Origin of the sequence: Microcoleus sp. N3A4 (assembly GCF_036701805.1) — a bacterium.
In the GTDB taxonomy this organism is placed as follows: domain Bacteria; phylum Cyanobacteriota; class Cyanobacteriia; order Cyanobacteriales; family Microcoleaceae; genus Microcoleus.
Map to the genome: position 1 here is coordinate 35688 of NZ_JAUBRJ010000051.1, position 20184 is coordinate 55871.

Consider the following 20184-nt stretch of genomic DNA (forward strand, 5'->3'; position numbering starts at 1 on the left):
TCGCGACAGGGCTCGCGAGCGAGACGCTCGCACTGCGTAAAAAACGCTTTTTACTAAATTGGGATTCTCGCCCAAAACCTGCCCAGAAACAATCGTGACTGAGGGCGGGTTTTTTACGAGTTTTTCTGCTAAAGTCCAAGTCTATGCTCTCCAAGGGCGCCTAGCAATCTCAACAATTCAGAAATTCCTAAATTCCCAATTCCTATCTAAAAACTATGAAAAAAGCCCGCGAAACAGCACGCGAACTCGCACTCCTCGGCATCAGCCAACTGCCGGCGAATCCAGAACTTTTAGAAGCCAAGAAACTGCAAGATGTTCTTCTCGCCGCCATCCGCGCCCTGACAACAGAAGTTCAAGAAGCCCTAGAAGCAGCAGCATCCGAAGTGCAGCGGAGTAGCGACAAACTGCTTGCCAGCGAAATCCGCGCTGCCGATATACAAAGTGCTAGAACAATGGTGCGGGAAGCAGTCGAACTCACCCAAACCGCCATCAACCGTCTCGGTTCAGCAATGGAGTTTCCAGAACTGATCCAGCTAGCCAACCAGCAAGATGTCCGCACCTATGCTTTGCAAATCCTGACGAAAGTCAGCGCCAACCGCCCTCAAATTGACGAATTGCTCTCGGAAGCGCTGGTAGACTGGCAAATAGAACGGTTGCCCCGGATCGATCGAGATATCATGAGAATCGCGATCGCCGAAATCCTATATCTCGGCCTACCCGAACAAGTCAGCGTCAGCGAAGCCGTCCAACTCGCAAAACGCTACAGCGGCGACGAAGGACATCGCTTCATCAACGGAGTCCTCCGCCGAGTAGTCGATAAAATCAACGCAGAAGTTGTTAGTCAGTAGTCAGCAGTCAGCAGTCAGCAGTCATTAGTGATTGGCAATCCGCAATCCGCTCTACACTAGGGACTGAGGACTAATGACTAATAACTATTCTCTATTCCCCATGAACTATGGTATTTAATTGGTTTCGTCGCCAGTACAGCGAAAGCGAATCTTCTGAAAAAGAGATACCCCCCGAACAGCCGCAAGATGAGCCGGCAAAATCTTCACCGGTTGAGCCTCAAACAGATGCAACAGATGAAAGCTCTCCTGCTGTAGCCGAAGATTATCTCAATTGGGCAAAAGCTGCTTACAAAAATATTCAAAAACAGCAAAAACCCGAAACAGAAGTTTCTGAGACAGCAGCGCCCGAGGTTCCCGCAGCCGAAACAGAAATCGCGACAGTTGCAGAAGTTGCAGAAGCGGCGACTGTTGAAGCAACGCAGCCGATCGAACTTGAACCAGCACCCACAGCACCAACTGTTGCAGAAGTTCCAGAAGTTGCAGCACCTGCTGCTGTTGAAGCAACCGAGGCGAGAGAACTCGATGCAGCCAACTCAGCAGAAATTGGAGAAACTCAGCAACCAACAGCCGGGGCGATCGACATTGCACCTATTGCTCAACAATTAGAAGTTACAGCAGAAAATATAGAAATTGCCGAACCTGCAACGGAGGTTGTAGAAACCGAATCACTCGCATCTGAGGGCGAAGCAGCCGAAGCCCTGCCGTTTTGGGCCAGAGCTCAGGCCGATCGCATGGAGCGCATCGAACGCCTCAAAGAAACTGCAATTGAAGAACCAGACGTAATTGCAGCAGCCGCCGAGAGAGCCGCAATTATCGAAGAAATTCCCGGTTTCGCCTTTGACGAAGGCTTCCTGTGGTCATCAGAAATCTTAGCCAGTCAAGGCCGCAGGCCAGACCAAGTATCCGTTGAAGAAATCACTTGGCTGCAAAAACTGCGGAAAGGCTTAGAAAGAACGCGCCGCAGTTTAATTAATCGACTAAAGGCGATCGTCGGTCAAGGCCCGCTCAATCAAGACGCGGTAGCCGAAATAGAGACTTTGCTGCTGCAAGCCGATGTCGGAGTCGCAGCCACCGACATCATTATCACTCGCCTCCAAGAAAGACTCACACAAGAAGTGCTGCCGCCAGAACAGGCTCTAGCCTACCTCAAAACCATCCTGCGCGACATTCTCGACGCTCCTTGTGCCGAAACCGCCGTTGGCAATCCCGCCTACAGCCTGACATTTGCCCCGGAAAAAGACACCTTCAACATCTGGTTGATCGTAGGAGTTAACGGTGCGGGCAAAACTACGACGATCGGCAAACTTGCCCACATTGCCCAAAAATCCGGCTACAAAACCCTAATTGCTGCCGCCGACACTTTCCGCGCCGCCGCCGTCGAACAAGTGAAAGTTTGGGGCTCCCGCAGCGGCGTCGAAATTATTTCCAATCCCGGGAAAAATACCGATCCGGCTGCTGTCGTGTTTGATGCGATCGCCGCCTCGGGCGCCCGAGGCACTGAACTGCTGATCGTAGACACCGCAGGCCGCCTGCAAAACAAAAAAAATCTGATGGACGAATTAAGTAAAATCCGTCGCATTGTAGATAAGAAAGCCCCAGGCGCTACCGTAGAATCTCTACTGGTCTTGGATGCAACACTGGGTCAAAATGGTTTGCGACAGGCAGAAGTATTCGCAGAATCTGCAAAATTAAGCGGAGTAGTATTGACAAAACTCGACGGTTCTGCTAAAGGTGGTGTTGCCCTAGCAGTTGTGCAGCAGCTCGGTCTGCCAATCCGCTTTATTGGAGTCGGGGAAAGTATCGAAGACTTGCGCCCGTTTTCTAGTTACGAATTTGTGGAAGCCCTACTCGATTTTAGATTTTAGATTTTAGATTTTAGATTGATGAGCTATCTGTAGCCGTCTCGATTTTGGGAGGCGGATACAGAGCTTCAAAGTCTCAAATCCTTAACCTCAAACTAGCATCGCACCAAACTACTAAAGAGAAAAAAACGGGGTTTCTGCTCGCTGGTGTGTAATATCGTTTCCAGTTGCATCGGTATTGTTCAAACAGTCAACAGTCAACAATCACGCTTCGGTGCAACCGGAATTGATATAAGTCCTCAATCAATCCTCTTCCTTCTAAGATCGAAAATTACAAATCTAAAATGACCAAGAATTTCAAAGGTGGTACCCGCCACGTGATTTATCCGTGGAATCAATCCAAAATATAAAATCTCAAATCCTCAAGCCCCCGAATTTATCCGTGGGGTCAATCCAAAATCCAAAATCTAAAATCTAAAATCGAATGACTGCTGTGCCTTTGCCTCGCCCCTCACCTCAACCTGCTGACCGCCCTCCCGGTCGCAATTCGACCGACGCGACGCCAGTATTTGCCCTCAAAGAACTGGTGGCGCGCTTGCACCGATACCAGCACAACGTTCAAGATATGTTGAGTTCGCTGGGATTTGCCCTCCGCAGTTTTAACAATCTCAACCAATTTTTGGAGTTGGTGCCTTTGGTGGCGACTCGCGTTACCGACGCCGACGGCGGAGCTTTGGTGTTGTTCAAACCCAACGGTCAAGTCAGGTTCCAGCAGTTGCACTGTCACGAAGGACGGCAGTGCCAAGATATGCGAAAAGCGCTGGAAATAGCCACCAGGCAAGCTACTGCAGGTGCTAACGGTGGTGCTGCTGAATCTTTTTCCGAGACCTCTGGGCAAACCTCTAGTCTCGACTTGCAAGTGGGCCGTTATTTGGGCCCGGACGTTCATTTGTTTGGGGCGCCAATTTTAGTCAACAATTTGGAACGCGGACGGCTTTATGTTTTTAGCAGTGACCCGCAATATGTGTGGACTCCCGGCAGACAGAAATTAGTTCGTTTGGTGGCGGATCAAACCGCCGTGGCGATTTGCAAAGACGAACTTACTGTTAAGTTGGCTGAAAAAGAACGCTTAGACAGAGAGTTAGAAATCGGCGCGGAAATTCAATTGCGGCTGCAACCCCGCAGTTGTCCGAAAATTCCCGGTCTTGACGTGGCCGCCCGCTGCCAAACTGCTAACAGAGTCGGCGGAGATTATTATGATTTTATTCCCGCTGACTATGACCCGATCGGCAAAGAGAATGAGGGGGAACACCCCCCATCCCTGATTAAAAATCTCAAGTCCAAAATCGACAAGGGCCGCTGGAGCATCGTGATCGGCGACGTGATGGGCAAAGGAGTACCGGCTGGCCTGCTGATGACGATGACACGGGGTATGCTGCGGGCGGAGGTTTTGAACCGCCACTCGCCTTCGAGAATTTTGCAACATTTAAACCGGGTAATGCACGCGGATTTGGAAAATTCCCACCGTTTTGTGACTCTGTTTTATTCGGAGTACGACCCGAAAACTCGCGTTTTGTCTTACAGCAATGCTGCTCACCATCCGCCTTTGCTGTGGCAAGCTGCAACTAATTCGATTGTTCAACTCGATACTTTGGAGGGAATGTTAATTGGCCTGGATGCTGATTCGCACTACCAAGAAGCGCAAGTGCAATTGCAGCCAGGAGATACTATTATTTATTACACAGACGGATTTACGGATGCTGCTAATCAAAGGGGCGATCGCTTTGATGAGGATAACTTGACCTCGGCTTTTCAGTGGGCCTGTCAAAATTATCAGCAGTCTGAAGAAATTTTGGATTATTTGTTCGATCGGGTTCACCAGTTTATCGGCATCGGCAATCGCAACGAAGATGACATGACACTGGTTGTACTTAGGGTAACAGCTTTAGCAGGAGAAAATCACCATGATAGTTAATTTAATGCCGGAAATTACTGCTGGATTGACCAGCTATATTAATTGGAACGATGTCTCTCACTTGTTAGTTTTGAAATCTCATTTGAGTTCGACGGTGGTTTTGGCTCAAAGCTACGACATTTTTACGAATTTCCAGAAATCTTGGAACCATTTTGTTTCGAGCGGTCAAATAGCAGCTTTTTTTATAGGTATTTTTATTGGCTGGTTCATAAAAGGGATTATTCCTTAGAGTTATTGTCCAATAAGAACTCGGGAACGGATTTAAAAAGTTTGCAGCCAACACTTCACTTGTTTCTGATGCAGCAAAAGTTTTACAATTTTGTAGTCCAGACTTCAGTTTTTTCGGGCCAACAGATGTATAAAAAGTTTGCAGTCAGGACTTGAGTTTTTTATTGCCTGATTTGGGAGGGAGGACTAAAGTCCTGACTGCAAACCGGAGGAAGGACTAAAGTCTTTGCTACAAATCGGTTTTTATAGACTTCTGCAAGAGAGATACAATCTAGTTTTAGCTTGAGCAATGACAACACAACAAAAAACTTGGAGTCAAAGATTTGAATCGGCGCTGCACCCGGCGATCGCCCGATTCAATGCTAGTATTGGCTTCGATATTGAATTGATTGAGTACGACTTGACTGGTTCTGTCGCTCACGCTAAAATGCTGGCAAAAACGGGGATTATTTCCGCAGCAGAAGGCGAACAGTTAGTCAATGGTTTGGAACAGATCCGCAGCGAATACCGCCAAGGACTTTTTGTTCCGGGAGTTGATGCAGAAGACGTTCACTTCGCTGTAGAGAAGCGGCTGACGGATATTGTAGGGGATGCGGGCAAAAAGCTGCACACGGCCCGATCGCGCAACGACCAAGCCGGCACTGATACTCGCTTGTATTTGCGCGATCGCATCGCAGAAATTCGCGAGCAATTGCGGGAATTTCAAGGGGTTTTGCTCGATATTGCCGATCGTCACGTGGAAACTTTAATTCCCGGTTACACCCACTTGCAGCGCGCTCAGCCGATCAGTTTGGCTCATTACCTGTTAGCTTATTTTGAAATGACCGATCGCGATTGGGAACGTCTCGGCGATATCTGCAAGCGGGTGAATGTTTCGCCTTTGGGTTGTGGCGCGCTGGCGGGGACGACTTTCCCGATCGACCGACATTATACGGCAGAACTCTTGCAATTTGACAAAGTTTATGCTAATAGCTTAGATGGAGTGAGCGATCGAGATTTTGCGATCGAATTTCTCGCTGCTGCCAGCTTGATTATGGTACACCTGAGCCGCTTGTCAGAAGAAATGATTTTGTGGTCTTCTCACGAATTTGGATTTATTACGCTCAAAGATAGCTGCGCTACGGGTTCTAGCATCATGCCCCAGAAAAAAAATCCCGACGTGCCGGAGTTGGTGCGGGGCAAAGCGGGACGGGTGTTCGGTAACTTGCAAGCCTTGCTCGTAGTAGTGAAGGGACTTCCTTTGGCCTACAACAAAGATTTGCAAGAAGATAAAGAAGCTTTGTTTGATACCGTGAGAACGGTACAAGGTTGCTTGGAAGCAATGACGATTTTGCTGCGGGAAGGAATCGCGTTTAACAGCGATCGCCTCGCCGCTGCCGTTACAGAAGACTTTTCTAACGCTACAGACGTAGCAGACTACTTGGCTGCTAAAGGCGTTCCCTTCCGGGAAGCTTACAACCTCGTGGGCAAAGTCGTCAAAACTTGCCTCTCGGGGGGCAAACTCCTCAAAGATTTGACACTTGAGGAGTGGAAGGACTTGCACCCAGCCTTTGATACAGACATTTACAGCGCGATCGCACCTCAGCAAGTGGTGGCGGCTCGCAATAGTTACGGGGGTACCGGGTTTGAACAAGTGAGAAAATCACTTATCGCTGCGCGCGATCGGATCGCCTAAACATCTCGCCTAAATATCATTGAATTATTTGACAAATTCAGGCTGGCTATCTCTCCTTAGAACGATCGTGTTTTCCACTCGGGTTCTAAGTTCGGCAGATAGCCTGACTCAATTAATCTTCAGCAGCAGCCATGTCTTTGTCCCTGCCGCCACCGCTCATGGCGCCCATGCCACCGCCGTTGCCGCCGTCAAATCGCCTTCTCTTGTTGGAGAACATATCTTGATTTCTCCGCTTGCGAAACTTGCGAGCGTATGCTTGATTTCGTTGTGCCTTCTCTTTCTTGAGATTGCGGCGCTTAGCCATTCTGACCTCACTAATAAACATTGACAGTCCCCGGACTTTCACGCCCAGGGATTCTTAAGTTTGACACTCTGTGCACTCTTGGTGACTGAGATTCTTGCTTGGGCGAAGTCACTTACTGGCGACTGGATTTCTCCAGCCAAAATATAGGTGTCTTCTCCCCAAGCGTAAATTCCGGTATTTCTTACCGTACTCGATCGGTTCTCTTTCTGTAGCTAGGTTTTGTTCAAATTTAGCTTTCGTGACGCTCCCACAACAATCGCAAGCGATATGGTTTAGGCTTCTGAGTCCTGTTAAGGATATCGAGAACTTCCTTCAAGGTACTCCAATCGTTTCCCTCTACAGCGTTTTAAAGTGAGGAACACGTCCAGCCCCACTGATATTATAAAAAGGAATTGGTTCGTCTCGCTGTCCACCCGTTCACGGCTCAAAGCTATGCTTATGAGATTATGAACGGGTGGAATCAGGAGTCTCACGCGCCTTTCATCCCACACTAACCTTCGATCGGTATAGTGTGGGGATTCCTGTCTGCCTAGCTAAACCGCAACACCGTTAGGTGTGACTACGCACTCAACTAATCCAGTTAAGTTTTTACGTTGTCTAGTTATACTCAATTTTAGACCGATGACGATCATAGCACACCCGGTACAAGACCCAGAAAAAAGAACACCGGGATTCAACTCGCTGCGAATCCGGGCGCGATCGGGACGCAATGTTGTCAATCTCCCAGAATATTTCTATAAGCTCTTGACAAAATACGACAATTGACTATCAATCCCGGTGACCGAAAATTTGGGTGCAAGCCCCGTCCTTTTAGCTATGCTTTATAAACATCTTTCTTAACAAGAAAGTTGACAAAAGTAACTACTTGTGTAGGAGCTCTTGGGGCGATAGATCCCGATCGAATATGAATTTTTCTGCAAAGAATATTCATTGATGTCTCCATCTGTCAATGAGTTTGCTCAAGGGCGATCGGGTTTTTCCCGATCGCACATTTTGGACAAACAGAATAAAATATTTTTCTACCATTAGTGGCGGGAACCAAAAATTATCACTTATGACATCAACATAATTCATCATCACAGCTATTTTACCCCTCTAAAAATACCAATTCTCAATTGTTTTTAGTTGATTAAATAACAGCCACCCTATCATAATATCATCCAATCTTCTCAATCCACGCCACAGAGTCTTAACTCCCGGAAAACCATCATGTTTTCTTCCTAAAAAACCTCCCAATTTAGCAATCCAACCAACCGCTTCCCCTAAAGTTGGCGGGTAAGAATGAGGATAACTTTTGTGATGAATTGTTGCATAAAGAGCCTGCCATTCGGGAGGTTCTAACATGATTTCACAACTGACATCATCCGCGAGCCTCGCTATATGAGTAATATAAAGTAAGCGCCAAGCTACTATGGAATAAGTAGCTAAAGCCATTTCTAACCTTTTTGCTGTTTCCAATTGTAGCTTCTCAATTCCACAACCACTTTTTAATACATAATGGTAACGCTCAATCAACCAACGATAACCATACCATCTCACATAAGTAGTCACATCCTCAATACAAGTAATAGGTAAATTTGTCACTAGCCACCATTCAATTGCTTCGGACTCAGAAGGTGGCTCGGATTCTCTAACTAAAATAACTTGCAGTTTAATCGGACTTAATTTCTCTTGTTTAGGACGATTTTGAGGGGGTTGAATAGTTAAGGTTTTATACCTAATAGTTAAAGTTGCCCTGCGTGATGAGCGAGTCGGGTTGCGCTTCAATTCAACAGTCATTGTGACTTGCGGTTCGACCAATTCCACCTCTTCTTTAAGATGGTTGGACGAGGACTCTAAACATCTGTTTTGAGTAGCTCGAATCAAAAAATCTGCTCCCTCACGATTTGCACAGGCAAACAAGTCATAAAAGTCAGCTTCTCGTAGCTTGCGGGGCGGAACGCCATCGGCAATTGTGACTACTTGTTGTGAATCAGGTATAATGGATAGCGTATTTTTTAAAGCATCAAGCCATCTTTGACTCTCTTTTTCTTCAGTTGATTTTTGAGAACGTAGATCCGCTTTACCTAAATATTTTGGCTCTCTTGCCCAGACATATTGGTCGATAATGCCTAATGGTAGCCCCTCTGTTGTTGCTGCTAAAGTTGAATGTACTTTCAATCCATGAGCATATTTACTATCAAGGTATCCGACTCCTTTAACTGCTTTATGAGTGGTATAATTTAATTCTGTTGTATCTTGTATTGCCAAGATAATTTGATGATTTTTAATTCTTTCTACTGTCGCATCTACGTGTCCTTTCCTAAGCTGAGCTGGTTTGATATATGGTGAATCCCAGAAATCGTAAGTAGCCTTAGTTTCTGCCCATGTTCCACTAGCTTGCGGTACACTGGATGTTGGTTTATCACTCAGATTAGAGACAATTTTCATAAATCTATTGGTTCTTCTTACATCTCCCAATTGAGTTTTTTCTAATTCTTGTCTTACCCATCCATCGATCATTTTAACCTCATTACTGGGCGCTCGCCCGATCGTTTAACTGCACAGATGTTGATTTTTGTCAACTTTCTTGTTAAGAAAGATGTTTATAAAGCATAGGTCCTTTTAGGACGGCTTTAATTAGACTTCTTGAAAAAGCGTTCTTACGTTCGCTCATGGTTGTGGTATAATCAGGTAGGAGGATAGAGCAAATGTTTCATTTAGTCTACGAATTCAAACTCAAACCAACGGCAGGACAAATAGCAATCTTTGAAGATTGGCTAGAACAATGCCGTCGCGTATACAACTACGCATTGGCAGAGCGTAAACATTGGTTTGAGTCTCGTAGTTGTCGAATTAACGCTTGCTCTATCCGATCAGAGTTCATCATTCGGGCCGAAACAAAACGACCAACTTATGCAAGCCAGTGCAAAAGTTTAACTACGGCTAGGGCAAACATACCCACTTTGGCTGCCGTCCAAGTACACGTCCTACAGCAAACACTCAAAAGGCTTGAAAAAGCGTTTGTGAGTATGTGGGAACAAAAACACGGTTTCCCCCGCTTTAAGAAAGCAGGAACAATGCGATCGTTTGTGTTCCCACAATTGGGGGTTAACCCAGTCCAAAATCAAGGGGTGAAGCTCCCTAAAATTGGTTTGGTTAAGTTCCATCAATCACGGACTATCCCTGATGGTGCAACGATTAAGCAAGCAAGGATAGTCCGTAGGGTTAGCGGTTGGTACGTGATGTTAACCCTACAATGGGACGTTTCAGTACCCAATCTAATGCCCCACGGTGAAGGTATCGGAATTGATGTGGGACTAACTAATTTTCTAGCAACTTCTAACGGTCTTTTAGTCAAGCGCCAAAGATTTTTTAAAGACGCAGAACGCAAGCTTAAATTGCTGCAACAACGTGTCTGTAGTAAAAAACTAGGTTCTAATAATTGGCGTAAAGCTCAAAAGAAAGTCGCCAAACTGCATGAATACGTTGCTAACAGTCGGAAAGATTGGCATCGTAAATTATCTCATCAAATCTGCCAAGATGTGGGAATGATTTTCGTTGAGGATCTGAACCTGATTGGGCTGTCTAGGGCGATGCTAGGGAAACACTGCTTAGACGCAAGCTGGGGTCAGTTCTTCACAATCCTAGAGCAAACTTGTTTGAAATATGGCGTGTACTTTCAAAAGGTAAGCGCCCATAAAACGAGTCAAGTTTGCCCCAATTGTCTAGCAGAGACAGGAAAAAAACAGCTTGATGAGCGTACTCATTCATGCTCGAACTGTGGCTATACAACGGACAGAGATATTGCAGCCGCTCAAGTAGTTCTAATTAGAGGACTTGCAGCCGTAGGGCATACGGTCAAGATGCTTGCCGAGGGTAAATTCATTGGAATCCCTGCGAATCAAGAATCCCCTCGCCTTTAGGCAGGGGTATGTCAAGTAGCTCCTGTCTTCAGCCTGCCCGACGCGCAAGGCAATGTCGTCAGCCTTGCAGATTTTCGAGGGCGACGAGTTGTACTTTACTTTTATCCTCGGGACAATAAGCTGATACGCATTTAAATTGGGATTTTTGAAGCCTAGACTCCTTGCACCCTGGCTTTCAGGCAAAAAATTTAAATGCTCAACAGCTTACCCCAGGCTGTACTAAAGAAGCTTGCGGCTTTCGCGATGTTCGCTCAGACTGCGAGTCGCGCAATATTGCAGTCCTAGGCGTCAGCACAGACGGGCCCCAATCCCACGCCAGGTTTGCAGCTAAATATCAACTGCCTTTTCCCTTGCTGTGCGACTCAAATGCCGAAGTCGCTACCGCCTACGGCTGTTACGGACTCAAAAAGTTTATGGGAAAAGAATTTATGGGAATCACTCGATCGACCTTCGCGATCGACCCTGATGGTAGGATTGAAAAGGTTTATCGGAAAGTCAAAGCAGAAACTCACGCAGCCGAGATATTAGCAGACTTGCCAGACCTCTCGCCTGAATTAAAAATTAAAAATTAAGACTTTTGACCTGCCAGCTAAGAAACCTGAAATTACTTTCCTCTAAACAAGCTTTTGAGTTTATGCGTCGATTGTGGCAAATTGGACAAACTGTGCTCGGACTGATTTTTCGACATCCCGTCACTGGTACTGCGGTGATTCCCGTATTGCCTGACGGGCGAATTGTGTTAATTCGCCGCCGCGACAACGGTCGCTGGGGACTGCCCGGAGGTATGGTGGATTGGGGAGAGGATATTCCGACGACAGTGCGCCGGGAATTAGCAGAGGAAACAGGACTCGATTTAGTCAAAATCCGCCGCTTGGTGGGTGTTTATTCGGCTGCCGATCGAGACCCTCGCCTGCACTCGATTTGTATCGTGGTGGCAGCAGAGGTAGATGGAAAGATGCAAGTTCAGGATACGCTTGAAGTCAGTGAGGTTGAGGCTTTTTTGCCCGCAGCGCTGCCGGAGGGCCAGCTCAGCCACGATAACGACCAACACTTACAGGACTATTTTCAAGGCCTGACAACTTTGGCGTAAACCTGCGGGGCATCCAAATTTGAGAAAAGTCGGAAATTACCTCGCCGTCAAAAGTTGCGTGTGATGAGTGGAATTAATTTTTAATGTTTTCCTACTTTAATTCACAAACTCTGAACATTAAATTAATCATCTTTTTATTACTGAATATTTAACCGGATGTACTCATCGCTACGCAATTCTCGGGTCAAACTCTCTGTAGGGCAAATCTTCTGGCACGAAGTCGGTCAAGGCCCTAATTTAGTATTTTTGCACGGATCTTGGCAGGACAGCAGTCAGTGGCTGAGGACGATCGAACATTTGAGCCCCTACTACCAATGCTTCGCACTGGATTTGCTGGGGTTTGGCGACTCGGAACGCCCGAAAATTCATTATTCGATCGACTTGGAAGTAGAATGTCTCGCCCAATACCTCGATACTTTGAAGCTGGGACAGGTTTATTTAATCGCTCACTCTCTGGGCGGCTGGGTAGCCGCCAGCTACGCTATCAAATATCCCGATCGAGTTCAGGGTTTGGTGTTGCTGGCCCCAGAAGGAGTCAAGGTTGGCAACCGGCGGGGGCGGTGGCAGTCTGCTAACTGGCTGATCTGCCAACCACCGCTGCCTTTCTGGTGGCTGCGATCGATCTATCCAATTGCTAAGTTGCTGGGCCGCCACAACAAGATTGACAGGCTGTTAAAGTTCAGACAGCAGTTGATGCAGTCCCCAGTTGCCGTGCAGTTGCTGTTCCGGCGGCGGCAGGCTGAAATTACAGCGGAATTAGTTGATGAGAATTTGCCTTTGCTGAAAGCGCCTGTTTTGCTGTTACACGGTTCTGAAGATACCCCCGCAGCTTCATCTCTGTGTCAATCCTATGCTGCTCTGGCTCCTAATGCCGAACTGCAATTAGTCACTCCGGGGGAAAGCAATTTGCCGCAGGAAGTCCCGGAACTTGTTGCTAAGTATATTAGCGAGTTTGCTAGGTGAATTGGTCATTGGTCATTGGTCATTGGTCATTGGTCATTGGTCATTGATAAAATGACAACAGTCAACCGTCAACAGTCAACAGTCAACAGTCAACCGTCAACCGTCAACAGTCAACCGTCAACAGTCAACAGTCAACAGTCAACAGTCAACCGTCAACCGTCAACTGGCTAATTCCCCAAAAAATGGCTTCGGGTGCGTCAATTACTGCAGAAGCCGTATCGGGAAAAGCTGAGGCGAGATATTGCAATAGCAAAGTTCGATCGCCCCCCGCGAGTGCAATTTTGCTATTAGGAAACAAACACCGCCAATCTTCAATAAAATCCCTAACTCCTGCCACCGCCGCATACACAACTCCGCTTTGAATTGCCCCAGCAGTATCGGTAGCCCAGCGGTGCGGCAGATTTTCTGGTAAGCCGATCGAGGGTAATGCAGCGGTTTTTTTGCCCAGCGATGATAACTGCAAACCCAAACCCGGTAAGATGGCGCCCCCAACTAAATACCTATTGACATCAGCCCCAGTAAATGTTAAAGCTGTACCAGCATCTATAAGTAAAACTGGCCAACCAAATTGGTTGCCAGCACCGAGTAAAGCCAAAGCTCTGTCAATTCCCAGGGTAGGATAGAGTCCCCCGATCGGCAACTGGTCTAAAGTAATAATTCGGACATCAGGATAACTCTGCCAAATAGCTGTTTGTTGGGGAACAACTGACGCTAAAAGTAGAGGCAGAGGAACTAAAGAAAGTGTGTGAGGACTAGAAAAAGCGGGAGTAGCAGGAAGACAAAGGAGATTTTGAGAAGATATTTCCTCGATCGACCTCCTTACTGTTTGTACCAAATATTCGACCTTTTGGGCTTCGGAGAGCCGGGAAACAGCATCAGCTTTGAGATGCTCTGTATCCCATGTTTTCTCCAGAGTTTTGCCTGCAAATAATCCCCAGTGCAGGCGCGAATTCCCGATCGCCAAAGCTATTTTAATCTGACCTTTACCTGTCAATTCAGAGGTAAGGTTGTCGGTGCAATCTTGCGGGCTAAAATTGTCAGCAATTGATTTTTCCATGATGATCGAACGCGCAAACATTCAACTAAAGATAGATGTTAGATCAATACTCCGGACAGTTTTTGAGACCGAGGCTGAAACCCTCATTCTACCGTTAGCATTTGACCTCACTGAGAAGGCTGAAACCCGCATTCTGCCGTTAGTGATTGAAAACTGTCCGGACTATTGTTAGATTAATTTTATTCGCTTAACCGCGCGGTTAACTCTATTTAATATCTGACCGAAAGCATCCAGGATACAAGCCCCCGGATTCATCCGTCCAGAAATAAAAAACGTGCATCCGATGAAACTTGCCCCCCGAATTTATCCGTGGGGTCAGTCGATTTTAGATTTTAGATTTTAGATTTACCCCACAGATGCAATCTGGGAGCTTGAACCTTGGTCTAAAATTTTGATCTTTCCACGACTTAAGTACGTGGCACGGTATCCGTTTTTGGGCTGGGTCAATGCTTCAATTCTTTAATCTAAAATCTAAAATCTAAAATCTAAAATCGATTGACCAAGTTAAATGGGGCGCGCCAATTAGTATTGTAGGCTGCAGAGCGCATACTTTATATTGATAAATATTTGTAAAGCAAATAATTGCTATGCTCAGGCTGCATCCTTTATAATGTCTTAAGATATTCCAAAAGTCCTGGTAGCTGCGATCGGGCTCTTGGCGGGGTAAGCACAGGTTTAAAAAACCGGGCTCAATCAAAATACTGTACAACGGCTGAGTAAGTATGTCTTTAAAAATACAAGAACACGAAAACCCCCCGCCGAGATTAACTTCGCGCTTGCCTGCACCTGAAAAGAAGAGGCAGGAAGAAAGTCTTTCGCTGCCGGAAGTAGACCAACAAAAAGCCCTAATAGTGCAGATGCAGCAGCAAGTTCAGTTATCAAACTTGCTGAACCAAATTAATAACGAAATTCGCAGTACACTTGACATAGAAGAAATTTTGACATCGGCCTGCCGATTGCTGGGGCAAGCGCTACAGTCCAGCCGCGCGAGCATTTTAGTTAAAGAATCAAATACAGAAAAAACTTTAGTCACGCGGGGAGAGTACAACGCGGGGGACTATCCGATCCAACTGGGCATGAAAGTACCGATAACTGACAACCCGCATTTGGCTGCTGTCGTGTCTCAGCAAGAGTCGCTAGCAGTGACGAAGTTTCTGGATTTTCCGGGATTGAACGAACAAACTCGAAAGATTGCCGAAGCTTTGGAGATTAAGTCCATGCTGGCAGTAGCTACTCGCTATCAAGGTGAAGTGAATGGCATAATTGGCTTGCATCAGTGCGATCGCGAACGGGAATGGACTGATTGCGAACGGCAGCTTTTAGAAGGGGTAGCATCGCAATTGGCGATCGCGATCAATCAAGCCAAACTCTACAGCAAAACGCGCCGCCAAGCCGAACGAGAATCGCTGCTGCGGCTGATCGGCAACCAAATTCGCAGTACCCTGGATCTGGGAACTATCCTGGAAACAGCGGTGAGGGAAGTCCGCCAACTGTTGCAGTGCGATCGAGTAATTATGTACCAGTTTCAAGACAACTGGCAGGGAAAAGTTGTTGTTGAAAACATGACGGTTCCTTGGCCTTCAATTTTAGGAGATATGGGGGCGGATAAGTGTTTCCGGGGAGATTACGCCGATCTTTACCAGCAAGGGCGAGTCAAAGCAATTAATGATATTTTTCATGCCGGTTTAGAGCCTTGCCACGTTAATTTCTTAGAAAGTTTGCAGGTAAAAGCTAATTTGATCGTGCCGATCGTTACCGCGCGAACAGAAGAAAATTACCCCGACACAGCCGGAAGCTATAATCCTAAATTTCCCGGTAAACTGTGGGGTTTGCTGATTGCTCACGAGTGCCGGGATACCCGCAACTGGCAGCAGCAAGAAATGGAGTTGCTGTCCCAGCTAGCCGACCAAATGGCGATCGCCATTCAGCAAGCAGAACTTTACAGCAAAGTCCGAGAAGCTGCGGTCAAATCTCAAGCTCAAACCCAGCAATTGCAAGCAGCCTTAGAAGAATTGCGATCGACACAGCAGCAATTGATTCAAAGCGAAAAAATGTCCGGTTTGGGGCAAATGGTAGCGGGAATTGCTCACGAAATTAACAACGCTAACAATTTCATCCACGCTAACTTGTTTCACGCTCAAGAATATTTTAAAGTCTTGAACGAAGCTCTAGAACTGACCGGGAATGCCTGCCCGGAAGCAGCGGCAGCACTTGTCAAAATAAATGAAGAACTAGAACTCGATTACATTCGAGAAGACTTTGGCCACTTGCTCAAGTCGATGCGGGAAGGCAGCGGCAGGATTCGCTCGATCGTGATGACGCTGCGAAATTTTTCTCGTTTAGACCACGCTGAATTACAACCTGTAGATTTAAATGAAGGTTTAGAAAGCAGTTTCTTGATGCTGCAAAATAAGCTAAAAACCCATATCAAAATCGACAAACAATACGGCAGTTTGCCACCCGTCAAATGTCATGCCAGTCAAATCAACCAAGTATTTTATAATTTAATTGACAATGCTTTAGATGCGCTCCAGTCAACGAGCAAACCGGGGGAATTAACTATCCGCAGTTGGCAAAGCGATCCAGACTGGGTAACAATCTCTATCCGCGACACGGGAACTGGCATTCCTGCGGAAATTCAAGACAAGATTTTTGACCCGTTTTTTACTACTAAACCTGTGGGGAAAGGCACTGGTTTGGGACTTTCAGTGTGCTATCAGGTAATTGTTCAAGCTCACGGCGGCAAGATCCGTTGCGTCAGTCAGGTTGGCCGAGGAACTGAGTTTATTGTAGAGTTGCCGCTGACAAATTAGAGGGTAGGTTGATAATTCCTGCTTCTTATTTATCAAATTGCTGCTGATAGGCCTTGTGGTTGTTGGACACTGTGGTAAAACAACCACAAACGTTTCACGTCAATGGTTTGGGGATTTTTGGAGATGTCTGATGAATCAACTCACTCCTCATATAGAACCCATTTGACATCTTGAGGGCGATCGTCAATCACATTACGGATCGGCAATAAACTTGGTTTTTTACCGATCGCATTTTTAATGGAATCAGATTTACGGCGTATTCCAGGTTTGTGAAGTGTAGGGACACGGCAGTGCCGTGTCGAAAGGAGGGGAAGCTCACGATAGGCGGGTGTACTTCATAAATGTGGAATCTGCTGTAACTTACGCCCGAACCTCAATTTTCAGGAATTCCCAACTGGATTATGCTTAGAGATATAAATTATTCAGTATTTTTACTGACGCTTTGTCTCTCCTGATTCACTTTTGTCCGCTGAAGCAGTGTACGCGGCCCGTTGGGGTGCGGAATGTGGGATTTAAGCTCTCCTCTACAGATGTGGAAAACCCGCTTTTTATAAGGCTGAAAAAATTATCGGAAAATTTTCCGGATCGAAGTTATTGATGATGAAAGTAAAAAATAAGCATCTGTATAACTAGCTGCAAGTAATAATTACACTCAACATTTAATCACGCAGAAGCGATAAAGCCTTCAACTGCTTATTGGGCAAGCATTTTGGCAGCATAAGCGTTGTTACTTGATTTACCTGCACGTACTTAATGACGAGACGAAATTTTTCTGGCAGTGACCGATCTCTATAAAGAAAGCCCAACCTCTGGTTTTCAGTCACTTCTAATCCTTAATTACTCATCATCAAAAGAGAAGCTATGGCTACTTCATTTACTGGTTCTTTGGGTCAAGCCACTAATTACAGCGTCATCGATGACCTGATTGCAAAATGGGCTACCGCCTCCCAGAATCAAGGTATCAAACTGTCTGGGATAGCTGCTGATGGCGCCGAAACTGACTACCTTACCCCTACTGCGATCGGCAACCTCACTTTGGCAACGAACCAAAACCCTAAAAGCTGGTTGAGCTACGGCGGTGTCGCTGGTATTGGTGTCCCATCTGCTTATGATGGTTGGTTCACCGATGTCAATAAAGTGCGGGCGGAAATCAACTATGACCCCAACACCAATCAATCTCAGGCGCTGAAGGTGAAATGGGCAGATAACAAAGACGTGACTAGCGCCACGATCGACCTAAGTTCATTGAGCGTCAAAACAGCTCCAGGAGCGGGCGATCAAGGCAATGAAGTTGGTTTGCTGCAAATCTTCAATAATGGGGTTTTGGTACCGGCTACCAATTTTACCATCACTCGCCTCAACGCTCCGACCACTCCAAAACCTCTCTCTGTGTCTTCAAATGGAGTGACTTTTACTGCCGATCGTACCGATGGCAATTTCCAATTCAAGGTAGAATCAAATTCCACTAGCGTCGCTTTTGACGAACTGCGGTTCTCCGGCAAAGCCTACGATAGCCCCACCGCTGCCTACCTCGGCACCTCCTTCAAAAACGATAGTTCCGACTACCTAGTGCGGAGTATTCAATATCAAGGCAATGATGTGACGCCGACGCCGACGCCAACGCCGACGCCGACGCCAACACCTGCAAGTATCTTCCAGTTCGAGCAAGGAAGTTACACAGTGAATGAAGGCGGCGTGGCTACGATTAACGTTACTCGCACAGGTGGTACGGCGGCTGCATCGATTAACTACGCTACTGTTGACGGTTCGGCTACTTCTAGTGGTACTGCGCCTGACTACACGGTGGCGGCTGGTTCGCTGAACTTTGCGGCTGGGCAAAATAGCGCAAGTTTTACTGTCCCAGCGTTGACTGATGCGATTGCTGAAGGGCCGGAAACGGTGAACTTGGTACTCAGCGGTGGTAGTGTGGGCAGCAATCCGGCAATCTTGACGATTAATAATGTTGCGCCGACTCCGACACCGACTCCGACTCCACCAACATCAACAGCAACCCAGTTTGTTTTTAGTGCGGCTACTTTCAGCACTCAGGAATCATCTGGCTTTGCTACGGTGACAGTCAATCGCATCGGCTCTAATACGGGGACTGCAACGATTAGCTACAGTACTCTTGACGGCACCGCCCTATCAACTGGAACTGCGGTTGATTATTCCTCTAGTGCTGGTGTACTCAACTTTGGCCCTGGGGAAACTTCCAAGACGTTCAGCATCTTTGTCAATCCTGATACTGTGCCTGAAATGACTGAGACTGTTAACCTATTTCTCAACAACGGCCCCGTCGGCACTCCGTCAACAGCAAGACTAGACATTCTTGACGGTAGCGGCGGTGCATCTGGCAATGTCTTCCAGTATAGTGCGTCTAATTACGGCACGATCGCCACTCAGGGGGGCGGCACAACGGTTACAGTTACCCGCTCAAGCGGCTTAGGTGCAGCATCAATTGATTATATTATTCTGGCGGGTACTCCAGGCAGCGGCCCTGCACCTGTATTTGGTAACGACTACCTGCTTAGCCCGGGCGGCTCCACTGGCGGCACGTTGTCCTTCGCCGACGGCCAACTCAGCCAAACCTTTACTCTTCAAGACAACCCATTTAGTACCAATAATGGGACTGTGCGCTTAGGTCTTACTAACCCCACTGCGGGCTACAGTTTCGGCAGTACAGCGGCAACAAGTATCACTCTCATCTAAGGCTGTTAGTAGGGCGAGGAATCCTTGCTCTACTAATATGTCCCGCAAGTAGTTAAATGCTTTTTATCAGTCTGGCTCCTCGCTACAGCTTTTTTCAAGAAAGTGAGGTACGCGGGTAAAATCTTCGCTAGCTTAAATGCAGCAAGCATTGTCGCCGATCCAATTACTGACTTTCGTTCGGCTAGTGCGATCGGTGGTATCCCGCTACAAGATTCCAGCTTGCTTGGTGGTTCAGCGCCGGCAACAGTAGATATAAGCAATTTCATCACCAACTATTTCAATGGGGAGATCGCTAGCGGAATAAGTACCCCTAACGTCATGATTAATTACAATGACTTAGTGGGCGGCACTGACCCGAATCCTATTGCTGGGGTAGGTGCTAGTTTTGCCAGCTTCAACCCATTGGTTTATTAGGTCTGATAGAACCATTTCAAGGTCGTACTCTTAGATGCTAAGCGCGTTATTCGAGTACGACCTTGAACCCTTGTATATGGAAAGAATTAGATTGCGATTTGCCATTGAGTGGGGGTTTTTGAGATTGTCGGTTTTTGGCAATAATTTTTGGTAAAACCTGCCCCTAGAATTATCGATTGGATATTATTGTTTTTTTGCGTTTACCTACTTAATCCTTAATTTGTTGATACGCTTGCTGACACTGTTCAAACCCACATTCCGCAGGTCTTTAAATAGAATTGATGGTTATAAATTTTAAAAATTCAACCCTGAAGTGATTACCCAGTAATCACTTCAGGCTTTTTTGAGTTACAATGAACGAATTAGGAGCCAAGAGGAAAAAACCATGAATGAGCATCAAG

15 protein-coding genes and 1 pseudogene are annotated in these 20184 nt (G+C 46.6%); 13 read left to right on the forward strand and 3 right to left on the reverse strand.

All coding sequences use genetic code 11. The features are described from left to right. The first annotated feature begins 215 nt into the window (after window positions 1–215). The 5 genes from nusB to argH all read left to right on the forward strand — a co-directional run bounded on the left by nusB (window position 216) and on the right by argH (window position 6528). On the forward strand, window positions 216–848 hold the full coding sequence (nusB, locus tag QUA56_RS24865) for a transcription antitermination factor NusB (protein WP_333363056.1): 633 nt from the start codon (window positions 216–218) through the stop codon (window positions 846–848). A gap of 107 nt (window positions 849–955) precedes the next feature. Next, window positions 956–2713: a signal recognition particle-docking protein FtsY gene (gene ftsY / locus QUA56_RS24870; RefSeq protein ID WP_333363058.1), complete on the forward strand. Its 1758-nt coding sequence runs from the start codon at window positions 956–958 to the stop codon at window positions 2711–2713. A 421-nt stretch (window positions 2714–3134) separates the two neighbouring features. Then, the gene (locus tag QUA56_RS24875) at window positions 3135–4625 is read left to right on the forward strand and encodes a PP2C family protein-serine/threonine phosphatase (protein ID WP_333363061.1); all 1491 of its coding nucleotides are present in this window, start codon (window positions 3135–3137) and stop codon (window positions 4623–4625) included. Next, on the forward strand, window positions 4615–4854 hold the full coding sequence (locus tag QUA56_RS24880) for a hypothetical protein (RefSeq protein ID WP_333363064.1): 240 nt from the start codon (window positions 4615–4617) through the stop codon (window positions 4852–4854). Before QUA56_RS24875 ends, QUA56_RS24880 begins: the two co-directional genes overlap by 11 nt. A 288-nt stretch (window positions 4855–5142) precedes the next feature. After that, window positions 5143–6528: an argininosuccinate lyase gene (gene argH / locus QUA56_RS24885; protein WP_333363067.1), complete on the forward strand. Its 1386-nt coding sequence runs from the start codon at window positions 5143–5145 to the stop codon at window positions 6526–6528. 112 nt (window positions 6529–6640) lie between these two features. On the opposite strand, the gene QUA56_RS24890 is transcribed toward argH, so the two are convergent. Beyond that, window positions 6641–6832 carry a hypothetical protein gene (locus QUA56_RS24890; RefSeq protein ID WP_190738786.1) on the reverse strand — a complete coding sequence of 64 codons (192 nt, stop codon included), beginning with the start codon at window positions 6830–6832 and terminating at the stop codon, window positions 6641–6643. Between the two features lie 621 nt (window positions 6833–7453). On the opposite strand from QUA56_RS24890, the gene QUA56_RS24895 reads away from it, so the two are divergent. Then, window positions 7454–7597, forward strand: a complete 144-nt coding sequence (locus tag QUA56_RS24895; protein ID WP_333363070.1) for a hypothetical protein — start codon at window positions 7454–7456, stop codon at window positions 7595–7597. 330 nt (window positions 7598–7927) lie between these two features. Here the strand turns inward: QUA56_RS24895 and QUA56_RS24900 are convergent, their stop codons facing one another. Beyond that, window positions 7928–9331, reverse strand: coding sequence for an IS4 family transposase (locus tag QUA56_RS24900; protein WP_333363096.1), 1404 nt, complete (start codon window positions 9329–9331; stop codon window positions 7928–7930). A gap of 191 nt (window positions 9332–9522) precedes the next feature. On the opposite strand from QUA56_RS24900, the gene QUA56_RS24905 reads away from it, so the two are divergent. The 4 genes and pseudogenes from QUA56_RS24905 (at window position 9523) to QUA56_RS24920 (ending at window position 12790) form a co-directional block, all read left to right on the forward strand. Next, complete coding sequence (locus QUA56_RS24905; protein ID WP_333363073.1) at window positions 9523–10737, forward strand: transposase; 1215 nt, start codon at window positions 9523–9525, stop codon at window positions 10735–10737. 33 nt (window positions 10738–10770) lie between these two features. After that, window positions 10771–11309: pseudogene (locus tag QUA56_RS24910) on the forward strand (peroxiredoxin). A gap of 62 nt (window positions 11310–11371) precedes the next feature. Beyond that, on the forward strand, window positions 11372–11827 hold the full coding sequence (locus QUA56_RS24915; protein WP_333363076.1) for an NUDIX hydrolase: 456 nt from the start codon (window positions 11372–11374) through the stop codon (window positions 11825–11827). A 156-nt stretch (window positions 11828–11983) separates the two neighbouring features. Further along, entirely contained in the window at window positions 11984–12790 is an 807-nt protein-coding gene (locus QUA56_RS24920) for an alpha/beta hydrolase (RefSeq protein ID WP_333363079.1), read from the forward strand. Window positions 12791–12935: 145 nt separating this feature from the next. Here QUA56_RS24920 and QUA56_RS24925 read toward each other — a convergent pair whose 3' ends face one another. Then, window positions 12936–13847: a pantothenate kinase gene (locus tag QUA56_RS24925; RefSeq protein ID WP_333363099.1), complete on the reverse strand. Its 912-nt coding sequence runs from the start codon at window positions 13845–13847 to the stop codon at window positions 12936–12938. 722 nt (window positions 13848–14569) lie between these two features. Here QUA56_RS24925 and QUA56_RS24930 point away from each other — a divergent pair. From QUA56_RS24930 to QUA56_RS24940, 3 genes are all read left to right on the forward strand, one after another. Beyond that, the gene (locus QUA56_RS24930; RefSeq protein WP_333363082.1) at window positions 14570–16660 is read left to right on the forward strand and encodes a GAF domain-containing protein; all 2091 of its coding nucleotides are present in this window, start codon (window positions 14570–14572) and stop codon (window positions 16658–16660) included. Window positions 16661–17521: 861 nt separating this feature from the next. Then, window positions 17522–19369 carry a Calx-beta domain-containing protein gene (locus tag QUA56_RS24935; RefSeq protein WP_333363085.1) on the forward strand — a complete coding sequence of 616 codons (1848 nt, stop codon included), beginning with the start codon at window positions 17522–17524 and terminating at the stop codon, window positions 19367–19369. A gap of 102 nt (window positions 19370–19471) precedes the next feature. Then, window positions 19472–19783, forward strand: a complete 312-nt coding sequence (locus QUA56_RS24940) for a hypothetical protein (RefSeq protein ID WP_333363088.1) — start codon at window positions 19472–19474, stop codon at window positions 19781–19783. The last annotated feature ends 401 nt before the right edge of the window (window positions 19784–20184 follow it).

Coding starts and splice junctions, on each gene's coding strand:
- nusB (WP_333363056.1), top strand. CDS start 216: ATGAAAAAAGCCCGCGAAACAGCACGCGAACTCGCACTCCTCGGCATC.
- ftsY (WP_333363058.1), top strand. CDS start 956: ATGGTATTTAATTGGTTTCGTCGCCAGTACAGCGAAAGCGAATCTTCT.
- QUA56_RS24875 (WP_333363061.1), top strand. CDS start 3,135: ATGACTGCTGTGCCTTTGCCTCGCCCCTCACCTCAACCTGCTGACCGC.
- QUA56_RS24880 (WP_333363064.1), top strand. CDS start 4,615: ATGATAGTTAATTTAATGCCGGAAATTACTGCTGGATTGACCAGCTAT.
- argH (WP_333363067.1), top strand. CDS start 5,143: ATGACAACACAACAAAAAACTTGGAGTCAAAGATTTGAATCGGCGCTG.
- QUA56_RS24890 (WP_190738786.1), bottom strand. CDS start 6,832: ATGGCTAAGCGCCGCAATCTCAAGAAAGAGAAGGCACAACGAAATCAA.
- QUA56_RS24895 (WP_333363070.1), top strand. CDS start 7,454: ATGACGATCATAGCACACCCGGTACAAGACCCAGAAAAAAGAACACCG.
- QUA56_RS24905 (WP_333363073.1), top strand. CDS start 9,523: ATGTTTCATTTAGTCTACGAATTCAAACTCAAACCAACGGCAGGACAA.
- QUA56_RS24915 (WP_333363076.1), top strand. CDS start 11,372: ATGCGTCGATTGTGGCAAATTGGACAAACTGTGCTCGGACTGATTTTT.
- QUA56_RS24920 (WP_333363079.1), top strand. CDS start 11,984: ATGTACTCATCGCTACGCAATTCTCGGGTCAAACTCTCTGTAGGGCAA.
- QUA56_RS24925 (WP_333363099.1), bottom strand. CDS start 13,847: ATGGAAAAATCAATTGCTGACAATTTTAGCCCGCAAGATTGCACCGAC.
- QUA56_RS24930 (WP_333363082.1), top strand. CDS start 14,570: ATGTCTTTAAAAATACAAGAACACGAAAACCCCCCGCCGAGATTAACT.
- QUA56_RS24935 (WP_333363085.1), top strand. CDS start 17,522: ATGGCTACTTCATTTACTGGTTCTTTGGGTCAAGCCACTAATTACAGC.